14 protein-coding genes are annotated in these 13,477 nt (G+C 57.3%); 5 read left to right on the forward strand and 9 right to left on the reverse strand.

What is annotated here, in order from left to right; translation table 11 throughout:
• Positions 1-28: 28 nt before the first annotated feature.
• The 3 genes from rlmC (at position 29) to CWM53_RS12960 (ending at position 3,420) form a co-directional block, all read left to right on the forward strand.
• Positions 29-1,156, forward strand: a complete 1,128-nt coding sequence (rlmC, locus tag CWM53_RS12950; protein ID WP_100729800.1) for a 23S rRNA (uracil(747)-C(5))-methyltransferase RlmC — start codon at positions 29-31, stop codon at positions 1,154-1,156.
• A 78-nt stretch (positions 1,157-1,234) separates the two neighbouring features.
• The gene (locus CWM53_RS12955) at positions 1,235-1,951 is read left to right on the forward strand and encodes a response regulator transcription factor (protein WP_025712995.1); all 717 of its coding nucleotides are present in this window, start codon (positions 1,235-1,237) and stop codon (positions 1,949-1,951) included.
• Positions 1,948-3,420 (forward strand): ATP-binding protein, encoded by a 1,473-nt coding sequence (locus CWM53_RS12960; RefSeq protein WP_100729799.1) that lies wholly within the window; start codon positions 1,948-1,950, stop codon positions 3,418-3,420. Before CWM53_RS12955 ends, CWM53_RS12960 begins: the two co-directional genes overlap by 4 nt.
• A gap of 82 nt (positions 3,421-3,502) precedes the next feature.
• Here the strand turns inward: CWM53_RS12960 and artJ are convergent, their stop codons facing one another.
• The 7 genes from artJ to yahO all read right to left on the reverse strand — a co-directional run bounded on the left by artJ (position 3,503) and on the right by yahO (position 8,558).
• Entirely contained in the window at positions 3,503-4,234 is a 732-nt protein-coding gene (gene artJ / locus CWM53_RS12965; RefSeq protein WP_008805821.1) for an arginine ABC transporter substrate-binding protein ArtJ, read from the reverse strand.
• A 184-nt stretch (positions 4,235-4,418) separates the two neighbouring features.
• Positions 4,419-5,087, reverse strand: coding sequence for an arginine ABC transporter permease ArtM (gene artM, locus CWM53_RS12970; protein WP_008805822.1), 669 nt, complete (start codon positions 5,085-5,087; stop codon positions 4,419-4,421).
• On the reverse strand, positions 5,087-5,803 hold the full coding sequence (gene artQ, locus CWM53_RS12975; protein ID WP_023288989.1) for an arginine ABC transporter permease ArtQ: 717 nt from the start codon (positions 5,801-5,803) through the stop codon (positions 5,087-5,089). Before artQ ends, artM begins: the two co-directional genes overlap by 1 nt.
• A 6-nt stretch (positions 5,804-5,809) precedes the next feature.
• Positions 5,810-6,541, reverse strand: a complete 732-nt coding sequence (artI, locus tag CWM53_RS12980; RefSeq protein ID WP_002896390.1) for an arginine ABC transporter substrate-binding protein ArtI — start codon at positions 6,539-6,541, stop codon at positions 5,810-5,812.
• A 20-nt stretch (positions 6,542-6,561) separates the two neighbouring features.
• A complete protein-coding gene (gene artP / locus CWM53_RS12985; protein WP_012968630.1) occupies positions 6,562-7,290 on the reverse strand; it encodes an arginine ABC transporter ATP-binding protein ArtP in 729 nt (242 codons plus the stop codon).
• A gap of 226 nt (positions 7,291-7,516) precedes the next feature.
• Positions 7,517-8,032: a lipoprotein gene (locus CWM53_RS12990; RefSeq protein ID WP_025712993.1), complete on the reverse strand. Its 516-nt coding sequence runs from the start codon at positions 8,030-8,032 to the stop codon at positions 7,517-7,519.
• Between the two features lie 253 nt (positions 8,033-8,285).
• Complete coding sequence (yahO, locus tag CWM53_RS12995; RefSeq protein ID WP_008805825.1) at positions 8,286-8,558, reverse strand: DUF1471 family periplasmic protein YahO; 273 nt, start codon at positions 8,556-8,558, stop codon at positions 8,286-8,288.
• A gap of 370 nt (positions 8,559-8,928) precedes the next feature.
• On the opposite strand from yahO, the gene CWM53_RS13000 reads away from it, so the two are divergent.
• Positions 8,929-10,068 carry a GGDEF domain-containing protein gene (locus tag CWM53_RS13000; protein WP_100676012.1) on the forward strand — a complete coding sequence of 380 codons (1,140 nt, stop codon included), beginning with the start codon at positions 8,929-8,931 and terminating at the stop codon, positions 10,066-10,068.
• 31 nt (positions 10,069-10,099) lie between these two features.
• Positions 10,100-10,930, forward strand: a complete 831-nt coding sequence (locus CWM53_RS13005) for an N-acetylmuramoyl-L-alanine amidase (protein ID WP_100729798.1) — start codon at positions 10,100-10,102, stop codon at positions 10,928-10,930.
• Here the strand turns inward: CWM53_RS13005 and CWM53_RS13010 are convergent.
• Both CWM53_RS13010 and CWM53_RS13015 read right to left on the reverse strand, forming a co-directional pair.
• A complete protein-coding gene (locus CWM53_RS13010) occupies positions 10,927-11,940 on the reverse strand; it encodes an NAD-dependent epimerase/dehydratase family protein (RefSeq protein WP_008805828.1) in 1,014 nt (337 codons plus the stop codon). The two genes, CWM53_RS13005 and CWM53_RS13010, sit on opposite strands and share 4 nt — an antisense overlap.
• An 87-nt stretch (positions 11,941-12,027) precedes the next feature.
• Positions 12,028-13,470, reverse strand: coding sequence for an SDR family oxidoreductase (locus tag CWM53_RS13015; RefSeq protein WP_100729797.1), 1,443 nt, complete (start codon positions 13,468-13,470; stop codon positions 12,028-12,030).
• Positions 13,471-13,477 lie beyond the last annotated feature (7 nt).

A 13,477-nucleotide genomic window follows, 5' to 3' on the forward strand; every position in this document is an offset into this window, starting at 1 on the left:
CCCGCCCCTGGATTTTTGAAGGTCAATTATGCATTGCGCACTCTACGACGCCGGCCGCTGCCGCTCCTGTCAATGGCTGGAGCGGCCGGTCCCGCAACAGCTCGCCGATAAAATGGCCGATCTGCGCACGCTGCTGGCGGCGATCCCGGTCGCTGCCTGGGGCGAGCCGGTCAGCGGGCCAGAGACGGCCTTTCGTAACAAGGCCAAGATGGTGGTCAGCGGCAGCGTTGAACGTCCGCTGCTGGGGATGCTGCATCGCGATGGCACCCCGGTGGATCTCACCGACTGCCCGCTCTATCCTTCAGCGTTTGCGCCGGTGTTTGCTGCCCTGAAACCCTTTATCGCTCGCGCCGGGTTAACGCCCTACAACGTCGCCCGCAAGCGCGGGGAGCTGAAATATCTGCTGCTGACCGCCAGCCAGCAGGGGGAGATGATGCTGCGCTTCGTACTGCGCTCAGAGGCCAAGCTGGCTCAGCTGCGCGCCGCGCTGCCGTGGCTGCAGGCGCAGCTCCCGCAGCTCAGCGTGATCACGGCGAATATCCAGCCGGTGCATATGGCAATCATGGAAGGCGAGCAGGAGATCTTCTTCACCGAACAGCAGGCGCTGGGGGAAGTCTTTAACGAGGTGCCGCTGTGGATCCGCCCGCAAAGCTTCTTTCAGACTAACCCGGCGGTAGCCAGTCGGCTGTATGCCACCGCCCGCGACTGGGTACGCGCGCTGCCGGTCCAGCATATGTGGGATCTGTTTTGCGGCGTCGGGGGATTTGGCCTGCACTGCGCGACGCCGGCGATGCGCCTGACCGGTATAGAGATCGCTCCGGAAGCGATCGCCTGCGCCAGGCAGTCTGCCGCACAGCTGGGGCTCAGCAATTTGCATTTTCAGGCGCTGGACTCGACGCAGTTCGCCACTCATGAAGCGGATATCCCGCAGCTGGTGTTGGTCAACCCGCCGCGCCGCGGCATTGGCGCTGAACTGTGCGACTACTTAAGCCGCATGGCGCCGCCCTATATCATCTATTCAAGCTGTAACGCCCGCACTATGGCGACCGATATTGCCCGTCTTCGCGGCTACCGCGTTGAGCGGGTCCAGTTATTTGATATGTTCCCTCACACCGCGCACTACGAAGTGCTGACCCTGCTGGTCCGCGAAGTTTAAACAAAATGTGAAGGCTTTGCGCCGCTGAAATCAGGTAAGCTTGGCGCTGCATGTTTTGTTATTGGTGGGGGGAATCTAATGGCCAAAACCATTCTGCTGGTGGAAGATGACGAGGATATTGCCACGCTGCTGCGGCTCAATCTTCAGGATGAGGGCTATCAGATTGTGCATGAAGCCGACGGCGACCAGGCCCTTGTCCAGCTGGAAAAACAGGTCTGGGATGCAGTGATCCTCGATTTGATGCTGCCCGGCGTCGATGGCCTGGAGATCTGCCGGCGTATCCGCCAGATGACCCGCTACCTGCCGGTGATTATCATCAGCGCCCGCACCAGTGAAATGCACCGCGTGCTGGGCCTGGAGATGGGGGCCGATGACTATCTGGCGAAACCCTTTTCGCTGCTGGAGCTCATTGCCCGCGTCAAAGCGCTGTTTCGTCGCCAGGAGGCGATGGGGCAGAACCTGCTGATGGACGCCGGGCGCCTGTCCTGCCATGGCCTGAGCATCGATCCGCTGTCGCGCGAAGTGAAGCTGCGCGGCGAGGTGGTGGACCTCACGCCGCGCGAATTCGATCTGCTCTATTACTTCGCCCGCCATCCCGGTGAGGTGTTTTCGCGGCTGGCGCTGCTGGAGCAGGTTTGGGGATATCAGCACGAGGGCTATGAGCACACGGTTAATACCCATATCAACCGCCTGCGCAGCAAAATCGAACGTGATCCGGCGGAGCCGGACATCATTCTTACCGTCTGGGGTAAAGGCTATAAGTTCGCCCCGGTGTCGCAAGAGGCCGCCCCGTGATCCGCCGCTTAAGCCTCAGCCAGCGGCTGGCGCTGGTGGTGGTCTCCCTGCTGATACTGTGCGCGGCGGCAGTGTGCGCCGTTCAGTTACACAGCAGCGCGCAGTATGGCAACGCCATGGTGCAGCGCCTCTCCGCCGGGCTGGCTCAGCAGATTGTGGCCCGCGAGCCGCTGGTGGACGCCCACGGCGAGGTCAACCGACAAACCCTGAAGTCGTTATTTGACCGCCTGATGACCTTTAATCCCAGCGTGGAGCTCTATCTGCTGTCGCCGGATGGCGACCTGCTGGCCGATGCGGCGCCGCCGGGACATATCCAGCGCCAGCGTATCGACATGGCGCCGGTGCAGGCTTTTCTCACCGGCAGTGCGTCGCCGGTGTATGGCGACGATCCGCGTAGTCTCGACGGACGAAAAGTCTTCAGCGCCGCCCCGCTGCGCGTTGACGGGCAGCTGCGCGGCTACCTGTATATCATTTTGCAGGGAGAGACGTTTAATCAGCTGGCGGCCGACGCCTGGCAAAAAACGCTGTGGAGCATTGTTCTGTGGACGCTGCTGCTGGTGGCCTTGTTTGGCCTTCTGGTAGGGGGGCTGGCATGGTTTTGGGTCACCCGGCCGGTCCGCCTGCTCACCGCCCAGGTCGCGGCGAGCGGTCAGGACAGCATCAGCGCCATCAAAACCCTGGCGGCCCGTACGCCGGAGCCGCAGCCAGGTAACGAGGTGGCGATGCTCGAGAATCGTTTTATTGACCTCGCGCAGCAGATAGCCGGCCAGTGGGATCGGCTGGCCGACAACGACCGCCAGCGCCGCGAATTTGTGGCCAATATCTCCCACGATTTGCGCACGCCGCTGACATCGCTGCTGGGGTATCTGGAAACGCTGACCCTGAAGGACGAATGGCTGACTGCCGAGGAGCGCAGGCAATATCTCACCATCGCCCTGCGTCAGGGCAACAAAGTGCGCCATCTCTCGCAGCAGCTGTTTGAGCTGGCGCGACTGGAGCACGGGGGCATTAAGCCACAGCGCGAGCGTTTCGCGATGGGGGAGCTGATCTCCGATGTCGCACAGAAGTTTGAATTAACTGCCCGCACGCGCGAGGTGAACCTGCATATTGATGTGCCGGGACCGCTGCCGCTGATTAACGCCGATGTGTCGATGATTGAGAGGGTGGTGACCAACCTGCTCGATAACGCGATGCGGCATACTCCCGTCGGCGGGGAGATCCGTCTGGCGGTCTGGCAGGAGGATCAACAGCTCCAGGTGGAAGTGGCAGACAACGGAACGGGCGTCGACGCCGCGCTGCGCGACGATCTGTTCCAGAGGCCGTCGGCGTTGTCTACCCAGGCATCGCGGGAGGAGCGCGGCGGGTTAGGGCTGCTGATTGTGAAACGAATGTTGGAGCTGCACGGAGGCGGTATCAGACTGGTGGAGTCGGTAAGCGGGGCGCGGTTCAGGTTCTTCGTGCCACTTTGAGACATTGCCGGATGCGGATACGCCTTACCCGGCTACGGGGAAAGAGTAGGCCGGGTAAGCGCAGCGCCACCCGGCAAAAAAGTTACTCCGGGAACCACTGATTGCTGATTTTCTGGTAGGTACCGTCGGCCTTAATCGCTTTCAGCGCGGCGTTCAGTTTCTCCAGCAGCGCCTTGTTATCCGGGCGCACAGCAATGCCGAGTCCGGTGCCGAAGTATTGCGGATCCGTCACTTTCGGCGTGGCTGCGCCCAGCTGCGGGTTGGTTTTCAGCCACTCGTTGACCACCGCCGTGTCGCCGAACACGCCGTCGATACGACCATTTTTCAGATCGATAATCGCATTCTGGTAGCTGTCATAGGCGACGGTCTTCACCTCAGGATGTTTATCCTGCAGATATTTCTGGTGAGTAGTGCCGTTTTCCATGCCAATCCGTTTGCCTTTCAGGTCATCGAAGGAATGGAACGCGTCTTTTTTGGCGATCACCAGCGCGGAGTTGGCGTAGTACGGGTCGGTGAAGGCCACCTGCTTGCTCCGCTCCGGCGTGATATCCATTCCGGAAATCACCGCATCATATTTCTTGAATTTCAGCGCCGGGATCAGGCTGTCAAACGCGTGGTTGGTAAAAGTACATTCTGCCTGCATTTGTTTGCACAGCGCTTTGGCCAGGTCGAGATCGAAACCAACAATCTGATTATTGGCATCCATCGATTCAAACGGCGGATAGGTCGCGGACACGCCGAAGCTGATTTTCTCTGCGGCGGCAGCGCCGAAGGTGAACGTGGTGAGCAGTGCAGCCAGAACTAACTTTTTCATCGTGGAACTCCCGTCTGTCAATCTTATGATTATTCGCCGTGTCTGCGGCATAGAGTGACAATGCCATTAAATGAATTTATATGCAATAAAAATGATTAAGTATTTTTAATGGCATAAAAAAAGACGGACAGGTGTTAGACTTGTCCGTCTTGTTGTTTGCTTTTTATGCAGTAAGGCTCAGGTGCTAGTTACGTCGCTCGAAGGCCAGCGCTTTACGTTCCACCAGGCGCATCAGCAGCGTCAGCAGTCCGTTGACGATGAGATAGATAATCCCGGCGGCGCCGAACACCATCACGTCGTAGGTGCGTCCGTACAGCAGCTGGCCGTGTCCCATCACTTCCATCAGGGTGATGGTATAGGCCAGAGAGGTACTCTTGAAAACCAGCACCACTTCGTTGGAATAGGACGACAGCGCACGCTTAAAAGCATAGGGCAGCAGGATCGCCAGGGTATCCTTTTTACTCATCCCCAGCGCGCTGCACGACTGCCATTGCCCGTCGGGGATCGCCCGGATGGCGCCATAAAACAGCTGAGTGGTGTAGGCGGCGCTGTTGAGCGACAGGGCGATCAGGGCGCACAGCCACGGTTCGGAGATAAGATGCCACAGCCACGGATAATCCTGTAGCGAAGGAAACTGTCCGGGGCCGTAGTAAATCAGGAAGATCTGCACCAGCAGCGGCGTACCGGTAAACAGGGTGATATAGCCGCGGACTATCCACACCAGCCCCGGCGTTTTCAGCGTCAGGATTATGGTAAAAATCAGCGACAGGATCAGCGCCACGATAATCGACGCCACGGTCAGCGTCAGGCTGGTATGAAGCCCTTTCAGCAGTTCGGGTAAGTAGTCGAGCATCAGCCTGGTCTCCGTTCGAAGCGTGTCGCACGCTGGTCAATCCGCTTAAGGATGTATTGACTCAACAGGGTGATGACGAGATAGATTGCCGCCGCAATGATATACCAGTTAAAGGGTTCCTGAGTGCGAGTGGCGATGCTTTTGGTCTGCAGCATCAGATCGTTGACGCTGATCAGGCTCACCAGCGCGGTGTCCTTCAGCAGCACCAGCCACTGGTTACCGAGACCGGGCAGGGCATGGCGCCACATCTGCGGCATCACCAGGCGGAAGAAAATCGCGGCTTTCGACAGTCCCAGCGCCTGGCCGGACTCCCACTGCCCTTGCGGAACCGCTTTCAGCGCGCCGCGCAGCGTTTGCGAGGCGTAGGCGGCATACAGCAGCGACAGGGCGATCGCCCCGCAGAGGAACGGACTGACGTCAAAGTTCTCAATCTGCATCTGCACCGGGATCTGCGTGAACCCGAGCGGGATGGTGAAACCGTCAGAGAGCGTCAGCAGCAGCTGGGAAGAGCCGAAATAGATAAACAGTACCACCAGAATTTCCGGTAGTCCGCGCAGAATGGTCACAATGCCGGTTGCAAGCCAGGCTACCGGACGCCATTTCACTGACTCCAGTACCGCAAAGAGCATCGCCAGGACCAGGCCGATGGCGAGCGCGCAAACGGCAAGGCCGACGGTCATCCCGGCGGCGCTTGCTAATGGAAAAATTTCGTTCATTCAGTCTTACTTCTGGAACCATTTGTTATAGATGGTCTGGTAAGTGCCGTCTTTCTTCACTTTTTCCAGCGCAGCGTTAAATTTCTGCTGCAGATCGGTGTTGCCCTGACGCACGGCAATGCCCAGCCCGGTGCCGAAATAGGCTTTGTCGGTCACTTTGTCGCCCACGGCCGCCAGCTTCGGATTGCTCTTCAGCCATTCGGTGACCACGGCGGTATCACCAAAGACTGCGTCAATACGACCGTTCTGCAGGTCCAGCTTCGCATTCTGGTAGCTGTCGTAAGGAACGGTAGTAATTTCCGGATGTTTATCGGTGATGAATTTCTGGTGGGTGGTGCCGTTCTGCACGCCCACTTTTTTGCCCTTCAGCTGGTCAATGCTGGTGAACTTACCCTGCTGACCGACGAACAGCGCCGAGTTGTCATAATACGGGGTAGAGAACAGCACCTGCTTTTCACGCTCCGGCGTGATGTCCATCCCGGCCATGACCGCGTCGAAACGGCGGAATTTCAGTCCCGGGATCAGGCTGTCAAAGGCCTGGTTGGTAAAGGTACAGGTGGCATCGATCTCTTTACACAGCGCGTTCGCCAGATCGACATCGAAACCGACGATCTGGTTGTTGGCGTCCACCAGCTCAAACGGAGGGTAGGAGGCCTCGGTGGCGAAACGAATGGTCTGCGCGGCGGAAGCGGAGAGGCTCATGCCTGCGAGCAGGGCGGCTATCAGTACTTTTTTCATCGTCATTTCCCCGAAAAACATCAATGTGAAAGATAGTTTTTAAACGCGTCAGTTTGCGGATGCGTGAAGCAGGAGGCATCCCCTTGCTCGACGATATGGCCATTTTCCATATACACCACCCGACTGGCCGTCTTGCGCGCCACTTCAACTTCGTGGGTGACGATAACCTGGGTGATGCCGGTTTCAGCCAGCTCGCGGATAATGCTGACGATTTGAGCCGTGATTTCCGGATCGAGCGCCGCGGTAGGCTCATCGAACAGCAGGACCTGCGGCTCCATCATCAGCGCGCGGGCGATAGCCACACGCTGCTGCTGGCCGCCGGATAAATGCAGCGGATAGCGATCGCTGTAGGGCTTCAGACGCAGGCGTTCCAGCAGCTTCTCTGCACGAGCCAGCGCCTGATCCTTGCTTAACCCCAGTACGCGACAGGGTGCTTCGATCAGGTTTTGCTGCACCGTCAGGTGCGGCCACAGGTTGTACTGCTGAAAGACCATGCCGACGTTCTGACGCAGCTCGCGAATCGCTTTATCGGACGGCGCTTTGGTGAAGTCGAATTGGTTGCCGGCGATGGATAACGAACCGGAACGCGGCATCTCCAGCAGGTTGAGTACGCGCAGCAGCGAGCTCTTCCCGGCACCGCTGGGGCCGAGCAGCACCAGCGTTTCCCCCTGCGGGCAATCCAGCGTGATGTCGAACAGCGCCTGGTGCGCGCCGTAGAAGCAATTAATGCCGTTTAGTTTAATACTCATCTGGGCAGTCTGATACGAATAGCTATTGAGGCCGCAAATACTACCTTTGGCAGAATAGTTATGCAATATTTATGCGTTAAAAGTTAAATCTAAACCACGTTTAGCTTTAAAGTTAGCACAAAATATGGCCTGGTGGGTGAGGGGGGCGCAAATGTCGGCATTCCCGGGGCGAATACCGACATTTTACCGGGGTTATCGTTTCAGCGACGTGGCTTCAACTCCGGAATCAGCGTTTCTCCAGACTCTGTCGCAAGGAACCCGCTGGTGCGTGGCTGTTGTTGCCGAGATAGCGGACGTCATCGACAGCCCAGCACTGGCCTTCCTGGATCATCAGCACTTCATCTTTCCAGCTCTGGGTGCCCTGTTTCAGTTCGACGCGCAGCGGAATATTGCGCGCATCACGGTTCGGGATGGTGGAGGCGCTGGCAACGACGGCGCTGTCCGCCGGGGTGCTGCTACTGGAGAACGGGTTAGCCTGTAACAGTTTGCTGTTGGCCGGATCCTGGCGGGCGTCGTTGAGTAACTGCGCCAGTCCGTCGCTCAGATAGGGGCGCAGTGCTGCCGGATCCTGAGTGCGGTTCTGGATCTGGGTGTCATAGAATTTTTGCGCTACGTCGTCAGGGCCGCCTTCAACGCAGGGGCCGCTGCGGGTGCCATTATCTTTATAGGCCGGGGTGACGGTCGTACAGGCGCTGAGCGCCAGCGCGCAAGGGAGAAGTACAGCAAGAAGTTTGTAGCGCATGATGATTTCCTTATAAGCAAACTACGTTTTCAGTTTCCGTTAAAGCATAGCGTATAGCGTGCGGATTGTACTTGACGCAAAGAGCTAAGACCTTGATGTGACTACGGCCTTAGGGCAGGAAATCGACAATGAGCATCACAGAGTGATATTAAGGCAGGAAAGACCAGGCGCCGTTTAAAAATAAACAGACTTTTTGAGCAAACAAGAAACATTACCCGGCAATATGATAATGTTTCTTGAGATATAAGATTAATTACTTCTTCTTATAGATGTTAGCGGAGACGTGCAGTTTTTTATCGGTATTACCGGAGGAGAGTACGATAACGTCCGCGCCTTTTTCATCGGCCTTTTTAATCAGTTCTTCTCGGGCATCGCTCGGCGCAGTCTGGCCAGTAGAGGAAATGGTGCCGATTTTGGTATATTGCGTATGGACCTTATTAAAGGCTTCTTTCGTTAAAATCTCAGCGGAGAAGGCGTTCGCCGTTAAAAACAATGCTGCACCTGCCACTAAAGCTGCATATTTCATATTTTTAAACTCCATTGTTTATTTTGCTATCATCATGCTCTTGTTTTAACTGACCAATGAGCGGTTTCAGATTGTACTAACGCCGCTTTTTTTTCAAGTGCAATACTGCAATTTTATGACGTTTAGGTAACTATTTTTTAAACAAAAGATGACGTGGTTCTCATTGATAATTCTTGCTTTTTTTTGCCGGATGAACATAGGGGCGGCGCCAGACCTTTTTCCACTGTTGTTAGCTGAAAATTAGCTGAGGCGCCGGCAGGAGAAGGGGGCGGGGGCGCTGACAGACATTCCCGGGAACATGGTTTATCATAAAGAAGAGCAGGGGCTACGCCCCTACGCCCATGGTCATGCAGGTCACCAGGGAGACAAGATGTTAACGAATAAGCGAGAGAGTGCGCGGGAGCAGCGAGCCGCGTTGTGGGCCACCCGAGATAATGTCCAGAGACATGCGCTGTCGATGAGTATGCCCTGGCTGGCCTTCGTCAACATCGCTTTCGCGTTAATGATTTTCTTCCGTAATTTCATCTTCACTTATTTTGATCAGAAGTTACTGACGCACCAGGCGGTTATTCCTTATATTGAAGTGGCGCTGATTGCGGTCATTATTATTTCGACTATTTTAGCGGTCATCGCCGTCACGCCGCGGCTGGCGCAGGGGCGATATACGCTGAATGTTATTACCGGGCTGCTGCTGGCGCTCAGCCTGTGCTGGTCCCTAAGTAATTACTGTTTTATCTTTTTCTGGACGTTGCCCTTCGCCTGGCCACTGCTGGTGATTTTAATGACCACCGGCCTCACCGCGCTGTATCACCACTGGCCCGGAATTATCGCCTTTATGCTACCGATGTGGGTGACCGCCTTGCTGGCAGGGGTGCAGATTCACTATGACGCTGAAGTACGATTTTTGACCTTATGGGCTATTTTTACGGCGATTTTGCTTTATGGGCGGCGTATTCTGCAGCGCTGGTATGATGAAGCCTGGGATACGCACCAGGAAAATATGCAGCTTATCCATCGGCTGGAAAGTATCGCCAACCAGGATGCCTTAACCGGAACGGCCAACCGCCGGGCACTGAATGCTTTTCTGGCGCAGCTCTGGGAGCAAAAAGCACCTTTAGCGCTGATGATGATCGATGTCGATTACTTTAAGCGCTATAACGACCATTACGGTCATCAGGCCGGCGATGACTGCTTATCGTCTGTCGCGCAGGTGCTTAAAATGGCGGTGCGGGCTGAGGACGATCTGGTGGCCCGCTACGGCGGCGAGGAGTTTGTGGTGGCGCTGCCCGGGGTTTCCTTAGCGCACGCCACCGCCATTGCCGAGCGCATTCAGCAGAAAATCCACGACGCGGCCCTACCGCATGAAGCCTCGGCAGTGGCGGAGGTAGTGACCGTCAGTATGGGGATCGTGGCTTCCGATGGTACGGTCCCGGTGGAGGCGCTCATCGCCCGGGCGGACAGTGCGTTGTACCAGGCTAAAAATAAAGGACGTAATCAATGGTCTTATTAACCCGGCTCCACTGCCGGGCGAGGGAGAAGGGATGAAACGGATTGCGCGGATCGCCCTGCTGGCGCTGCTGCTAACCGGCTGTGCCGGGGAAAAGGGAATTATCGATCGCGATGGATACCAGCTGGACACTCGCCATCCGGCGCAGGCGGCCTATCCGCGAATAAAAGTGCTGGTGATCCACTATACGGCAGACAATTTTGATGTTTCTCTGGCGACGTTGACCGATAAAGAGGTCAGCTCCCACTATTTAATCCCCGAGCAGCCGCCGCGTTATCATCATAAACCGCGGATCTGGCAGTTGGTGCCGGAAGAGGATTTAGCCTGGCACGCCGGGGTGAGCTACTGGCGCGGCAGTACGCGTATCAATGATACGTCCATCGGCATTGAGCTGGAGAACCGCGGCTGGCAGAAGACGGCGGGCGTCAAAAGCTTTACCCCCTTCCATCCGGAACAGATAGCGGCCCTGATCCCGCTGGCGCGCGATATTATCACCCGCTACCACATCGCGCCGCAGAACGTGGTGGCCCATGCCGATATCGCGCCGCAGCGTAAAGACGATCCGGGGCCGCTGTTTCCCTGGCAACAGCTGGCGCAGCAGGGGATTGGCGCCTGGCCTGACGAGCAGCGAGTGGCCTTTTATCTGAACGGACGGCCGGCCAGCGATCCCGTTGACCCAGAGGTGGTGCTGGATTTACTGGCGCGCTACGGCTATCAGGTGACGCCGGAGATGACCCCCGCGCAGAAGAAGCGGGTGATTATCGCCTTCCAGATGCACTTCCGTCCGCAGCGCTGGGATGGCGTAGCGGATGCGCAAACTGAAGCGATAGCCGAGGCGCTGTTAGAAAAATATGGCCAGGGTTAGCGGTGAAGTTTACCGTGGTCGCGTAGCCAGGCGGCGGTACGCACAATGCCGTCGTCAAGCGTCACCACCGGCTGATAGCCCAGTTCATCCTGCGCGCGGGTGATGTCGAGCGTAAAATCAAAGTTAAGTTTGGAAACGCCGTAGTGGGTAAAGGCGGGCTCTTTGGCTGTTTTATCACCAAAACGTTCCATGCTGCGGGCAATAATATCCAGCATCGGGTAGGGAACTGAGCGGATCCGGCACTTGATGCCCAGCTCGTCGATCAGTTTCTGCACGATGCTTCGCAAGGTGCGCGGTTCGCCGTTGCTGATATTCCACGCGCGGGCGGAAGGAAGATGATCGCAGGCCGACTGGCTCGCCAGCCACATCGCATGCACGGCGTTTTCATAATAGGTCATGTCGACCAGCGCGCTGCCGCCCCGCGGCAACAGGACGCTGCCATAATGCTGCATCATTTGCGCCAGCCGGGGAATAAAGACTTTGTCGTGCGGCCCGAACAGGCTCTGCGGGCGCAGAATAGTAAAACGGGTATGCGGGTTGGCCTGCGCCAGCAGGTTGATCACCTCCTCGCTGGCCGCTTTGCTGCGGGCAAACTCGTTGGCGAAGCGGTGCGGGCGGAAATCTTCCTGGATATCGCGATGGTGGTGATAATCGAAATAGAGCGATGGCGAAGAGATATGGACGAAATTGCGTACCCCCCATGCTACAGACCATTCGCCCAGGCGACGGGTGGCGCGGACGTTAGCGAGATCGAAAGCCTGCTGGGTGCCCCAGGGCGATGTAAAACTCGAGCAGTGCCACAGGGTATCGATACCGGCGAGCATCACTTTAGCCTGCGAAGAGACCAGCTCGGTTAAATCTGCCGGGATGAATTCCGCCCCCATTTTGCTCAGAAGCTTACCCATCGCTTCGTTGCGCCCGGTGGCTCGCACGCTGATGCCCTTATTGCGCAGATATTCCACTGCGTTGCGGCCTAATCCGCTGGTCGCACCGGTAACCAGTACCTTCATATCACTCAACTGTCCCAGAAAAGAATTTCGTGCGCATTTTTCCGTGATTCTCCCGACTATGCAATGAGAATCATGAAAGAATAATACTTATCCTTCGTCTATGCCTGAGATTTGTTCGGCCAGCCGGGCGATGCGTTGCGCCATACCGCGGAAAATAAACAGATGCGCCGGGATCATCAGCAGCCAGTAGACCAGTCCGGGCATACCGTGCGGGTGCCACCAGGCGCGCACGTCCAGTTCACGACGCTCGCCTTTATCGTTAATCGTAAAGCTTAACCGGCCCAGGCCCGGCGCTTTCATGCCGAATAATAAGGTTAGCTGTTTTTCTTCCTCCACAATAATCACCTTCCAGCTGTCGACCGTATCGCCGGTTTGCAAATAGTCGCGCTGTGGCCGCCCTTTGGCTAAGCGGTGGCCGACCAGCAGGTCCATCGTACCGCGGGTTTTCCACAGGATATTGCCGAAAAAATATCCCTCTTTACCGCCGATTTGGTTAACGACTTGCCACAGCGCTTTGCGGCTCGCCTGGGTGGTCACGGTACAGCCAGCCTGCTTCGGAAAGTAGCCGTACTCCGGGCGCCAGCGGGCGAAGGCCTGCGCGTCGTAGCCCCAGTCGCTGGAGTTTACCAGCCACTCTTCGTCTTTCAGCGTGAGGCGGACTGCCTGATCGAAGGGGATCAGCGTTTGCGGGATCAGCGCGCGCAGGGCGCGGTCGTCGGCAATCAGATCGTGCTTCAGCCCCTGGATCAGCGCCTTGGCGATGGTTGGCGGGACCGAGGTGATAACGTTAAGAAACCACACCGAGATCCAGCGCGTCGGCAAGGGGATGGGAATGAGAGGGCGATGTTTGCCGCTGACGGCCATAAAGCGAATGAACTGCTGCTGATAGCTTAAGACCTCCGGACCGGCGGCTTCAAAGACGCGGTGTTCGCGGGACGGATGGTTCAGCAGCTCAACCAGGTCAACGAGCAGGTTTTCCAGCGCGACAGGGGTGGTACGCGAGCGTACCCAGCGCGGGGGAGTGAGCACTGGCAGGTTATAAACCATGTCGCGCATCACCTCGAAGGCGGCAGAGCCGGCGCCGACGATAATCCCGGCCCGCAGTTCGGTCACGGGTACACCCGACTCTCGCAGGACATCGCCGGTTACCTGACGGGCGCGCAGATGGTCAGATTGTTCCTGCACCGGGGCCTGCAGCGAACTGAGGAATATCACCTGGCGCACTGACGACTGACGCAGGGCATCGCGCACATGCGTGGCCACCCGCCGCTCATGGGCGATAAAATCGCCGCCTTCGCCCATGCCGTGGACCAGATAATAAAGGGTATCGATGCCGGCGAGCAGTGCAGGCAGAGCCTGCGGCTGATTAAGATCGACTGACCGACAGGTGACGCCGGGCAAATCGAGCTTTTGCAGTCGGTCGATATGGCGTGCCGCCGCCAGCACTGAATAACCCCGCGCGCTTAACTCGCGCACCAAATGCTGGCCAATATAGCCGCTGGCGCCGAGCACCAGAACAGATTGCGACACGCCTGAC

The organism is Klebsiella sp. A-Nf5 (assembly GCF_002810545.1).
GTDB lineage: Bacteria > Pseudomonadota > Gammaproteobacteria > Enterobacterales > Enterobacteriaceae > Klebsiella > Klebsiella variicola.

Bases quoted from the DNA above. Each gene is read 5' to 3' on its own strand.
- rlmC (WP_100729800.1), top strand. From the start codon at position 29: ATGCATTGCGCACTCTACGACGCCGGCCGCTGCCGCTCCTGTCAATGG.
- CWM53_RS12955 (WP_025712995.1), top strand. From the start codon at position 1,235: ATGGCCAAAACCATTCTGCTGGTGGAAGATGACGAGGATATTGCCACG.
- artJ (WP_008805821.1), bottom strand. From the start codon at position 4,234: ATGAAAAAGTTAGTTCTGGCTGCACTGCTCACCACGTTCACCTTCGGC.
- artM (WP_008805822.1), bottom strand. From the start codon at position 5,087: ATGCTCGACTACTTACCCGAACTGCTGAAAGGGCTTCATACCAGCCTG.
- artQ (WP_023288989.1), bottom strand. From the start codon at position 5,803: ATGAACGAAATTTTTCCATTAGCAAGCGCCGCCGGGATGACCGTCGGC.
- artI (WP_002896390.1), bottom strand. From the start codon at position 6,541: ATGAAAAAAGTACTGATAGCCGCCCTGCTCGCAGGCATGAGCCTCTCC.
- artP (WP_012968630.1), bottom strand. From the start codon at position 7,290: ATGAGTATTAAACTAAACGGCATTAATTGCTTCTACGGCGCGCACCAG.
- CWM53_RS12990 (WP_025712993.1), bottom strand. From the start codon at position 8,032: ATGCGCTACAAACTTCTTGCTGTACTTCTCCCTTGCGCGCTGGCGCTC.
- yahO (WP_008805825.1), bottom strand. From the start codon at position 8,558: ATGAAATATGCAGCTTTAGTGGCAGGTGCAGCATTGTTTTTAACGGCG.
- CWM53_RS13000 (WP_100676012.1), top strand. From the start codon at position 8,929: ATGTTAACGAATAAGCGAGAGAGTGCGCGGGAGCAGCGAGCCGCGTTG.
- CWM53_RS13005 (WP_100729798.1), top strand. From the start codon at position 10,100: ATGAAACGGATTGCGCGGATCGCCCTGCTGGCGCTGCTGCTAACCGGC.
- CWM53_RS13010 (WP_008805828.1), bottom strand. From the start codon at position 11,940: ATGAAGGTACTGGTTACCGGTGCGACCAGCGGATTAGGCCGCAACGCA.